Consider the following 10,938-nt stretch of genomic DNA (forward strand, 5'->3'; position numbering starts at 1 on the left):
CCTAGCAGACCTTCAACAACGATACAGTCAATGATCATTATCAATTCAAAGAAATCAAGATGCCTGGTCTGAACAAATGATGAATTACTTCAGGGTTTATGTCGTCTTTCATACCGGGTATCCCGTAGTGGTCTTATGACACTTATTCATAGTCACGGTCTCATTTTTCAAGACTAACAAAGAAATTCCTGCCATCACTACTGCAGCGTATAACCGGAGGTCTCTCGTGTTATAGGGGCTGCCTTTAGTTGTGATTGACAATACAATATTAGCCGGTATTTTAACCCTGTTTTAAACAAAGTACACGAACTGTCGGTTTCGGGTCACGAAAGGTCGAATTGGGATCATAAGCCGTTCAGCTGACAAGGTTAAGGTAGTATAGGTATAAAAAGAAAAAGCCCGGATCAACTGATCCAGGCCTTCTTTTATCTTTTAACCTATTATACCATTGGTATTTCAGCTACTTCATATACTTTCTTATCCAGCTTTTCTTTGGTCTCGCTGAATGCTTTCAGTGTCAGCTCGATATCCTCGTCAGAATGTGCTGCTGTCGGGATCAGACGGTAGATGATCTGTCCTTTAGGAATAACCGGATATACTACGATCGAACAGAAGATATTGTAGTTCTCACGCAGGTCCAGACACATAGCTGTTGCTTCAGGAATATCACCCTGCAGATAGATTGGCGTAACCGGAGAATTCGTTCTGCCGATATTGAAGCCACGATCACGAAGTCCCTGCTGCAGTTTATTAACATTAGACCACAGTTTCGCCTTCATTTCCGGATTCTTACGCATCAGCTCTACGCGTTTCAGGTGTCCGATCACCAGTGGTAAAGGAATTGATTTTGCGAAGATCTGAGAACGCATGTTATAGCGCAGATAATTGATGATCGCTTTATCACCGCTCATGAATGCACCGATGGATGCACCTGACTTTGCGAAGGTATTGAACAGCAGGTCGATCTGATCCTGAACGCCCTGTTCTTCACCTGTACCAGCACCGGTTTTACCCATTGTACCAAATCCATGGGCATCATCTACCAAGATGCGGAACTGATATCTTTCTTTCAGCGCAACGAGCTCTTTCAGTTTACCCTGATCTCCCGCCATACCAAACACACCTTCAGTCACCACCAGGATACCACCGGGTGTACCTTTGATCAGTTGCTCTGCACGTTGTAACTGCTTTTCACAGTCAGCTATATCATTGTGTTTGAATACATAACGTTTTCCCGGATGCAAACGCAAACCATCGAGGATGCTCGCATGGCACTCAGCATCGTACACAATCACGTCGTGACGGCTGCAAATGGCATCAATAGCACTCATAATGCCCTGATAACCATAGTTCAACAGGGTAGTGTCCTCTTTACCCATGTATTCGGATAATTCTTTCTCCAGCTTTTCATGGAAATTAGTGTTTCCACTCATCATACGGGCGCCCATTGGAGTGGCCAGACCGTAATCCGCTGCTGCTTTGGCGTCAGTAGCACGTACCTCGGGGTGGTTAGCCAATCCCAGGTAGTTATTCAGGCTCCATACAATTTTCTCTTTACCCCTGAAATTCATACGGGGACCAATTTCACCTTCCAGTTTAGGGAACGCGAAGTAGCCATGAGCTCTGTCAGAGTGCTCGCCTATAGGGCCCATGTGCTTAAGCAGTTTCTCAAAAATATCCATATGTTAAATAATAATTAAGAGTGATCATTCGAAAACCCACGCAAAGGTATTAAAATATTAGTTTTTGTAAACTTGGGTTACCTTTGAAAATGTGAATAATAAATAATGTATTTAAGAATTATGAATTGTAAGTTCTTGTCGTGTGTTTGTATTACGGCAACCCTGTTGGTTACACAAACGCTTCATGCCCAGAAGGCTACCTCACCAAAACCAGGTCAGGCGACCGCATGGAGCAGACCCGCTGTTCAGAAGAATATTAACCGTCCCAAACTGGTGGTGGGCATCGTAGTAGATCAGATGCGCTGGGACTATCTATATCGCTATGCTAACCGCTATACTGATGGTGGTTTTAAGCGGTTATTAAAAGATGGATTCTCCTGCGAAAATACGCTAATTAATTATACCCCCACCATTACCGCCTGTGGTCATACCTGCATATACACCGGTTCGGTGCCTGCTGTGCACGGTATCGTAGGCAATGATTGGTATAACAGAGAGTTGAGCAGAGATGTATATTGCGCAGAAGACTCTACCGTAAATACGGTGGGTAGTACGTCCAATGCCGGTAAAATGAGTCCCCGTAATATGCAGGTCACCACTATTGGTGATGAACTGCGCCTCTCGAATAACTTCCAGAGTAAGGTTGTAGGTGTCGCTATCAAGGACCGTGGCGCTATCCTGCCTGCCGGTCACAGCGCTACCGCTGCCTATTGGTATGACGGCACCACGGGTAACTGGGTAACCAGCACTTATTACATGACTCAGCTGCCTGACTGGGCTACGGATTTCAACAGCATGAAATGGCCCGCCCGCTACCTCAGCCAGCCATGGACGCCCCTGTATCCGATAGAAACATATACCTTAAGTACTGCTGATAACAAGCCCTATGAGGGTCCGTTTAAGCCAGCCGTGAACCCTACCTTTCCGCATAACCTGGGTGGGGATAAAGGCACGCCTTTCAAATCCATCTCCTCTACGCCTTTTGGTAACACCATGACCCTGGAATTTGCCAAAAAAGCACTGGAGGCATATGGGTTGGGTAAAGGCAGCGTAACCGATATGCTGGCTATCAGCCTGTCTTCTACTGACTATGTAGGTCACCAGTTCGGGCCTAACTCTGTTGAAGTAGAAGATACTTACCTGCGCCTCGACAAAGACCTGGCTGCATTCTTCAAATACCTGGACGAAAAAGTAGGCAAAGGACAATACCTGTTCTTTATTACTGCTGATCATGGTGTAGCACACGTACCTGGTTTTATGCAGGAGAACAAACTGCCGGGTGCCAGCTGGTCAGAAGGAAAAGCAGTCAGTGACCTGAACAAACTGGCCAAAGAACAGTTTGGAGTAGAAAAGGCGATTGAAGGTGCCGGCAACTATCAGTTATACCTGAATTACGATGCGATCAGCCAGGCAGGGAAATCAGCAACTGATGTCCGTGATTTCCTCATTAACACATTGCTGAAAGATCCTGCTATCAGCAATGCCTTCCCTTTACAAAACCTGATGACCACTACACTGCCTGAACCCATGCGCACAATGATGGCAAACGGCTTTAACAGAAAACGTAGTGGTGATATACAGTTCGTACTGCAACCCGGATATATCGATGGCGGTAAAACTGGAACAACACATGGTTTATGGTATGCCTATGATGCACACATCCCGTTGGTATTCATGGGCTGGGGTGTTCATGCAGGTAAGAGTAACCGTACGATGGGTATGACAGATATCACTCCTACCATTGCTGCTATGCTACACATTCAGATGCCTAGCGGTAATGTCGGACATGTCATAGAAGAAGTTGCACGATAATAACAGCAATTCGGATAACAGCTCATTTCAGATCGCGGAATTTAACAAGTTCTTGTTATATTCATTCCGCGATCTGAAATCGCTAATCCGATAACAATGGTTTTCGAACATATCCTGTATAATGTCACCACGCGTGTAGCCACGATCACGCTGAATCGTCCGGAAAAACGCAATGCGCTTAATGGCGCTATAGTAGGAGAACTGCGTAAGGCTTTCAGTGAAGCCGAGTCAGATCCCGAAGTAAAAGTTATCATCCTGAAGGGCGCCGGTGAAGCCTTTTGTGCCGGCGCAGACCTCGAATATCTTCAGCAACTCCAACGCAATACAAGAGAAGAAAATCTCGCCGATTCTAAAGAACTGATGCAGCTCATGCAGCAGATCTATTATCACAATAAGATAGTGATCGCCCAGGTAGAAGGACATGCCATTGCCGGTGGTTGCGGACTGGTTACGCTCTGCGATCTTAGCTACGCCGTGCCGGAAGCAAAGCTCGGGTATACCGAAGTGAAAATTGGTTTTATTCCCGCACTGGTGTCTGTATTCCTGGTTAGGAAAATAGGAGAGGGGCGCGCCCGTGAACTGCTGTTGACAGGCCGGTTAATTACTGCCGCCAAAGCGGAAACCTATGGTTTGCTGAATGAAGTGGTGCCGGCTGATGAAATAGCGGACCATGTTGCCAAAGTAGCAGCAGAACTGTGTACAGGCGCTTCCGCCAATTCATTGAAAGTAACTAAAAGACTGATTACGGCCGTATTCGATCAACCTATAGAAAACGCCCTTGAACAGGCCGCGCAACTAAACGCAGAAACAAGGGAACATACTGATTGTCAAAGGGGTATAAATGCCTTTCTGGCAAAGGAAAAGATGGTTTGGTAATCCGGTATGATTTTTTCATTTATACCTGTAAAAGCCACAGCATAATCCATACCTATACAGCAGGAAGCGTTATGCAAGGTGACATCCGGCCTTCACTTTAAAACAATGCGGATGAAATACATTACTGTCATGCAAAAAGCTCTTTTAACACTCGTATGTTGTTTGCTGGTCTCCGGTAGCCTGCTCGCGCAGCGACTGGTGTCAGACGCAAAAATTGTTTACAGAATCGAAACGCCTGCGCAGGCGGATCCTTCTTTTGAGGGTGGTACACTGACCCAATACATGAAAGGACATCTCAGCAGGGTAGATATCGATTTTAAAATGGTACACTACAGCTATCTAATTAATAGCAAAGACGAATCTGTAGTCACACTTATCGATAACCACGGCGATAAATACCTTATCAGGGCCGGTAAGGAAGAATATGCCAAGGAGCTGAAAGAATATGCCCAGGTGCAGTTCAAAGATGCCACCGACACCAAACAGATTGCGGGATATACTTGTAAGAAAGCCATTGGTAAAATGGCGGATGGGCAGACTTTCGAGGTGTATTACACGACTGACCTGGTGCCGGAAAACAAACAGTATAATCGCCGGTTTATCAATCTGAAAGGGCTTCCCCTGCAGTTCGAGATCATTAACAAAAATGGCTCCCGTATGAACGTTGTCGCTACTAAAGTTGATCTTTATGCTATACCCGGTTCCTATTTTGATGCACCGAAGACGGGTTATAAGGAGATCAGCCGTGAAGAATTGCTGAAAATGGGTAGCTGATAACAGCATTATCCAAAAGATATAAAAGAGAAAGGTCCTGTGTGATACAGGACCTTTCTCTTTTATGCTAAAATGCAAAGTAAATGAATGATTAGTTCTTCCGGAGTGGCAGTGAAATGTGCAACTGATGGAAATTCATGTTAACTGGCGGCTGGATCTGCGTGGCATATGGTAATACATATGTCACATTCCCTTTTTTAATCGTCATTACTGACTTAAAATTATAGGAATTATTGTCCGACAGTTTAAAATTTGAGCTCATCGCGCCATTAAAACGAAATCCTGCATCCAGGCTCAGGTTAGTCTTACCTGACATATTTGCCAGGGCAAGTTTTGTTTCGTTCTTCTTTATCTTGTCTTTATTATCGGAGGTTATGTTATCATTCGCAGTAGCAGTGAGCCCTGTGATTACCAGAAGTCCCGCCAATAAGAAAGACAATGAAAAGGTATGCAATATGTTAGTTCTCTGTTTCATTGTATCACAAATGTACAAACTTTTCTATATATTATATAACAAATCCTTAACGAAGATACGTAAAATTCCTAAAGTAATGTTAAATATTTTTAACTATTCTCCTTGGTGCGGCTAATAATGCCCCGAATCGAAAAATACTTATATTTACATTAATGAATCAAGACTTTCCATTTTTAAACGACGATTTTGAGGAGATAAAAGACTTGTTGCAGCAGTTTGAAAACCTGAAAGCTGGGCAATCTCACTCCTTTCTCGACGAGGATTCTTTCGAACTGATCATAGATTACTATGATGAGCATGACGAGCTTCCTAATGCCATGCAGGCTGCTGAACTAGCTATAGAACAGTTTCCTTATTCGTCCACTCTCTTACTGAAAAAAGCTAATCTACTAATAGAATCAAAGAAATATCAGGATGCAATGGACCTGCTTGAAAAAGCAGCCATACTGGATAGCACAGATATTAATCTCTATATCCTCCAGACTGATGTATATCTTGCTATGAACCAGCACGATAAGGCCGCTGCACTGCTGGAAGAACAGATAGCTGTATTCGAAGGGGACGATAAGACTGAACTCCTGCTGGAACTGTCCGATGTGTATGATGACTGCGAAGAGTTTGAAAAGGTTTTCGACTGTCTCCGCCTGACACTTGAACACGCTCCCAACAATGAAGAAGCGCTGCATAAGATCTGCTTCTGGACGGAATTTACAGGCCGGAACGAAGAAAGCATCCGTCTTCATACCAATATTATTAACGAACACCCCTACAACCAGCTCGCCTGGTTCAATCTGGGTACTGCCTATCAGGGACTTAAACTCTACGAAAAGGCGATCGATGCTTATCAGTACGCTATCGTGATCGATGAGAAATTCGACTACGCCTACCGTAATATGGGTGACGCCTACATCCGCCTGCGCAAGTATGCGGATGCAATAGATGTGCTCAAAAAGCACCTCGAAATTGCTAAACCTGAGGATGTTATTTATGAAGCGATCGGGCACTGCTACGAACGCCAGCGTAAATACACCCAGGCCCGCTATTATTATCGTAAAGCGTCCCACCTAAGTCCAAGCGACGATAAGCTCTATTATAAGATCGCGGTAGCCTACATGACGGAATCTAACTGGGAAAATGCCATCAAATCCATCATGAGCGCTATCAAGATCAATAAGAACAGCGCCGAATACCTGATCGCTTTAGGTCAGTGTTATATCGAAATGGACAAGAACAAGGAAGGCCTGATCCACCTGCTGGCCGCTGTACGTCTGAGACCCTCCAGTATCACTACCTGGCAGGAATTCATCCGCGGGCTCTATATCTCCGGTTTCTTCGAAGAAGCCCTGATACAGTTGAATGCCGCTGTCCAGAAAGTAGGACACAAACCCGTATTGCAGTATTACCTGTCGGCTATTATGTTTGCCACCGGTAAGTCCAAAGAGGGAATGCTCCAGCTGGAAACGGCTCTGCAGATGAATCCGAAACACGTGAAAAAGCTTATAGAGCTCGATCCGACATTGCTCCAGCATCCGGGTATTGTCGAACTTGTTACCCGGTACAAACGAAGCAAAAAAACGAAGTAAACGAACGATAATCAGGAGCTCAGGTTCCTTAAATGCGTAATATATGTGCTGTAATGTAGCACCATATATTACGCATTTTTCGTTTTAAGATATTGATATGTACTGTTTTATGGAGCATGAAATTTTATTTCTGATAAAAACCTTTATTTGAGACTCTTTAACCGGAATGTGTTAATTTTGCGCCGGTTTAAATAAAGATGGGCAGTTCCCTATTCCGGAAAACCAGTGAAGTATAGTTGTTTGGTTTCCAAACAATCAAGACGATAAAAAAACGTTCAAATGAATTTTAATCTGACACAAATTCCCGATCGGACAAAGAAACCTCGTACCCATGGTTTAACTATGGTGATGGATAAAGGGCTAAGTTTGGAAGAAGCCAAGAATTTTTTATCGGTAGCGTCTCCTCACGTTGATATCCTGAAACTGGGTTTCGGAACGTCGTTCGTTACTCCTAACCTGCGCCAGAAAATAGAATTATATCAAGCCGCCAACATACCTGTCTATTTCGGTGGTACCTTATTTGAAGCATTCCTGATCCGCAACCAGTTTGACGATTTCGTTAATGTGATCAAGGATTATGGTATCAAACATATTGAAGTTTCCGACGGCTCTATTACCATCCCGCACGCGGAGAAATGCGGCTACATTGAGAAGCTGTCCAAAATAGCACTCGTATTAAGCGAAGTAGGGTCCAAAGATGCAGAACACATCATTCCTCCCTACAAATGGATCGAACTGATGAACGCAGAATTGAATGCTGGCGCCACCTATGTAATTGCAGAAGCACGTGAAAGCGGTAACGTAGGTATCTATCGCGGTACCGGTGAAGTAAGAGAAGGGCTGGTGCAGGAGATCCTGACCAAGATCCCATCTGAAAAAATTATCTGGGAAGCTCCGCAGAAAGCACAGCAGTTATATTTCCTGGAACTGATCGGTTGTAATGTGAACCTGGGTAACCTGGCTCCTCACGAAGTGATCTCCCTGGAAGCTATGCGCGTGGGTCTGAGAGGAGATACTTTCCACCTGTTCCTCGATCAAGCATAATCTGGTCTTTATGAAGGTATATGGTCTGATAGGATATCCGCTGAGTCACTCTTTCTCCAAAGGCTTTTTTGCGGAAAAGTTTAGCAGGGAGGGCATTCAGGAATGCATCTATGACAGTTTTCCAATTCCTGCTATTGATGAATTACCTGCATTGCTGGCCCAACAGCCAGAGTTACAGGGATTGAACGTGACCATCCCCTATAAGGAAGTTGTAATACCATATCTGGATGAATTAAGTCCTGCCGCCACGCAAATGAAGGCAGTCAACTGCATTCACTTTAAAGATGGCCGTAAAATAGGTTACAACACAGACGCCATCGGTTTCAGAAGGTCGCTCGAACCTTTACTCAAACCACATCACAACAAAGCATTGATACTCGGTACCGGCGGTGCTGCCAAAGCCGTACAATTTGTACTGGAAAGCCTGCACATCCCCTATAAGCTAGTCAGCCGTCAGGCTTCAGCCGATACTATCAGTTACGAACAGCTGGACACTGACACAATGGCCTCCCATACGTTGATTATCAATACAACGCCACTGGGCATGTATCCTAATGTGACAGCAGCTCCCGCGATACCATATGATCAGCTGACTGACCGTCACCTGCTGTATGATCTCATCTACAATCCTGCTGTTACCACCTTCCTGCAAAAAGGGGCGGACAGGGGAGCTACCATAAAAAATGGGCACGAGATGCTGATCCTACAGGCAGAAGCCAGTTGGGAGATATGGAACCAACAGTGATCAAGGGTATCCTTATACCAGGTTAAAAGAATTATTCAATAAGAAGCCGGGCGTATCAAGTAGCACTGATACGCCTTTTTTATGCCCTTTTCTCCGGCATGAATTGAGGGCTCTTTTTCTACACTAAACCGTCACCAAGAGGTCACTTTAAGGTCACCTCAAGGGCACTTCAATATCCCCGGGATATTGAAGTGCCCTTGAGGTGACCTTAAAGTGACCTCTTGGTGGCCTTAAAGCAACGGCGAAGGAAGCTTTTCAGGGCATAAAAAAGAGGAAGGGGTATCAAATCTACTTTGATACCCCTTCCTCTTTTATTTTAATAGAAACCGGGAGGCTAATTATTCTTGATCATATAGTACACACACGTTGTAAGGAAGTTCCTTATAAACGGTATCGATGCTATAGGCGCAAATTGTAGTCTCGGTTTCAGTCCGAATTTGTATTTATAAATAGGATTGATCAGATAGAACTGCTTTTTTGTAATATGATACCCCTGTTGCTTCACGATCTTTTCAAACCGCTCAATGGAGATGCCTGTTTCCTTGATCTCCATCAGTTCGGTAACGATATTATCCGGTTCACCAAAGGCACGTAATACTCCTTTATAAAGCGGATTAGGCAGCAGGTGGATATAAGGCAGCATGCTCACCACCTTATTAACACAGGTTTGCTGATGACCGCCGTGTGGCATATACCAGGGTGGAAATCCGAAGTATACCTGGCCGCGGGGAGTCAGCAGGTTCTTAAGGTAACCGATAATTTTCGCCTGGTCAGGAATATGCTCTATCGCATCTTTTAAAATGATAAGATCAAAGGAGTTTCTGAATTCACCCAGAAAATCCACATCGTAGATATTTTTGTTAATGAGCTGCAGGTTGCCGGCATCTACATACTTTTTCAGGTACTCATGTGCCAGTGCGATCTTGTCATCCGACAGATCCACACCCACACAATGACAACCTTTTTCCAGAAAAGGTATCAATACGCCTCCTTCACCACAGCCTATTTCCATTATCCGGAGGTCGGGAGTTACCGGCATGGCTGCATCTATAAAAGGCAGCACATAGTTGATGGAGTTATCCACCTGTTGCTGGTATCTGACATTCGCGTTGCTGTGTTGTACTAAAGACATATTATGAAAATTGTGTGAAAATAATGAAAAAGCACATATTTTCTACGGTATCCTCTCTTCATCCGGTGAATGCGGCGTCCCTGTTTCTATTATCTTTGCGGGATGAATCAGACTGCTGAAAAAAATATCTACGAAGAGGGACAGGTGATACTGATCAATAAGCCTTTGACATGGACGTCTTTCGATGTTGTAAGAAAGATAAGGAACACCACAAAAGCTAAGACCGGTCACGCCGGGACCCTTGATCCGCTGGCAACGGGATTACTGATCTGCTGCACTGGTAAAATGACCAAAAAGATCAATGAATACCAGGCACAGGAAAAGGAATATACTGGCACTTTTACCATCGGTGCAGTGACACCTACCTATGATCTGGAATCGGAACCGACCGATTTCAAATCAATAGACGGCATTACGGAACAGATGATACACGAGGTGACCAAACAGTTCCTCGGTGAACAGCAGCAGTTGCCACCTATTCACTCCGCCATCAAACAGAATGGTAAACCTATTTATGAACTGGCCAGGAAAGGAGTGGAAGTAAAAGTAGAACCGCGCACCGTTTTCATAAAAGAGTTTGAAATTACAGCGATTGAAATGCCCGTAATACATTTCCGTGTTGTATGCAGCACGGGTACCTACATCCGGTCCTTATCCAACGACTTTGGTGCAGCACTCGGGGTAGGTGGATATATGAGTAGCCTTTGCAGAACAAGGATAGGCGATTTTAAACTGGAAAATGCCTGGGAGATGGACAAGTTCATCGAAGAGGTAGGCAAGGGAAAAGTGAAAGAGCAGCAATAAACAGCACGTAA

The 10,938-nt window shown here is 44.5% G+C and carries 10 protein-coding genes; 7 read left to right on the forward strand and 3 right to left on the reverse strand.

Annotation, left to right across the window (positions count from 1 at the left end; all coding sequences use genetic code 11):
- Positions 1 to 440: 440 nt before the first annotated feature.
- Entirely contained in the window at positions 441 to 1,682 is a 1,242-nt protein-coding gene (locus tag GWR21_RS23750; protein WP_162334123.1) for an aminotransferase class I/II-fold pyridoxal phosphate-dependent enzyme, read from the reverse strand.
- 120 nt (positions 1,683 to 1,802) lie between these two features.
- Between GWR21_RS23750 and pafA the strand changes: the two genes are divergently transcribed.
- The 3 genes from pafA to GWR21_RS23765 all read left to right on the forward strand — a co-directional run bounded on the left by pafA (position 1,803) and on the right by GWR21_RS23765 (position 5,144).
- The gene (gene pafA / locus GWR21_RS23755; RefSeq protein WP_238429970.1) at positions 1,803 to 3,494 is read left to right on the forward strand and encodes an alkaline phosphatase PafA; all 1,692 of its coding nucleotides are present in this window, start codon (positions 1,803 to 1,805) and stop codon (positions 3,492 to 3,494) included.
- A gap of 96 nt (positions 3,495 to 3,590) precedes the next feature.
- Positions 3,591 to 4,370, forward strand: coding sequence for an enoyl-CoA hydratase/isomerase family protein (locus GWR21_RS23760; RefSeq protein ID WP_162334125.1), 780 nt, complete (start codon positions 3,591 to 3,593; stop codon positions 4,368 to 4,370).
- Positions 4,371 to 4,481: 111 nt separating this feature from the next.
- Positions 4,482 to 5,144 (forward strand): hypothetical protein, encoded by a 663-nt coding sequence (locus GWR21_RS23765; RefSeq protein ID WP_162334126.1) that lies wholly within the window; start codon positions 4,482 to 4,484, stop codon positions 5,142 to 5,144.
- Positions 5,145 to 5,235: 91 nt separating this feature from the next.
- On the opposite strand, the gene GWR21_RS23770 is transcribed toward GWR21_RS23765, so the two are convergent.
- Positions 5,236 to 5,619, reverse strand: coding sequence for a hypothetical protein (locus GWR21_RS23770; RefSeq protein WP_162334127.1), 384 nt, complete (start codon positions 5,617 to 5,619; stop codon positions 5,236 to 5,238).
- A gap of 152 nt (positions 5,620 to 5,771) precedes the next feature.
- On the opposite strand from GWR21_RS23770, the gene GWR21_RS23775 reads away from it, so the two are divergent.
- The 3 genes from GWR21_RS23775 to GWR21_RS23785 all read left to right on the forward strand — a co-directional run bounded on the left by GWR21_RS23775 (position 5,772) and on the right by GWR21_RS23785 (position 8,991).
- Complete coding sequence (locus GWR21_RS23775) at positions 5,772 to 7,202, forward strand: tetratricopeptide repeat protein (RefSeq protein WP_162334128.1); 1,431 nt, start codon at positions 5,772 to 5,774, stop codon at positions 7,200 to 7,202.
- Between the two features lie 279 nt (positions 7,203 to 7,481).
- Entirely contained in the window at positions 7,482 to 8,246 is a 765-nt protein-coding gene (locus GWR21_RS23780; protein WP_162334129.1) for a phosphosulfolactate synthase, read from the forward strand.
- A 10-nt stretch (positions 8,247 to 8,256) separates the two neighbouring features.
- Positions 8,257 to 8,991 carry a shikimate dehydrogenase family protein gene (locus GWR21_RS23785; RefSeq protein WP_162334130.1) on the forward strand — a complete coding sequence of 245 codons (735 nt, stop codon included), beginning with the start codon at positions 8,257 to 8,259 and terminating at the stop codon, positions 8,989 to 8,991.
- Between the two features lie 334 nt (positions 8,992 to 9,325).
- On the opposite strand, the gene GWR21_RS23790 is transcribed toward GWR21_RS23785, so the two are convergent.
- Positions 9,326 to 10,123 carry a class I SAM-dependent methyltransferase gene (locus tag GWR21_RS23790; RefSeq protein ID WP_162334131.1) on the reverse strand — a complete coding sequence of 266 codons (798 nt, stop codon included), beginning with the start codon at positions 10,121 to 10,123 and terminating at the stop codon, positions 9,326 to 9,328.
- 102 nt (positions 10,124 to 10,225) lie between these two features.
- On the opposite strand from GWR21_RS23790, the gene truB reads away from it, so the two are divergent.
- A complete protein-coding gene (gene truB, locus GWR21_RS23795; protein ID WP_162334132.1) occupies positions 10,226 to 10,927 on the forward strand; it encodes a tRNA pseudouridine(55) synthase TruB in 702 nt (233 codons plus the stop codon).
- Positions 10,928 to 10,938: the final 11 nt, after the last annotated feature.

The sequence above is a fragment of the Chitinophaga agri genome, assembly GCF_010093065.1.
Lineage (GTDB): Bacteria > Bacteroidota > Bacteroidia > Chitinophagales > Chitinophagaceae > Chitinophaga > Chitinophaga agri.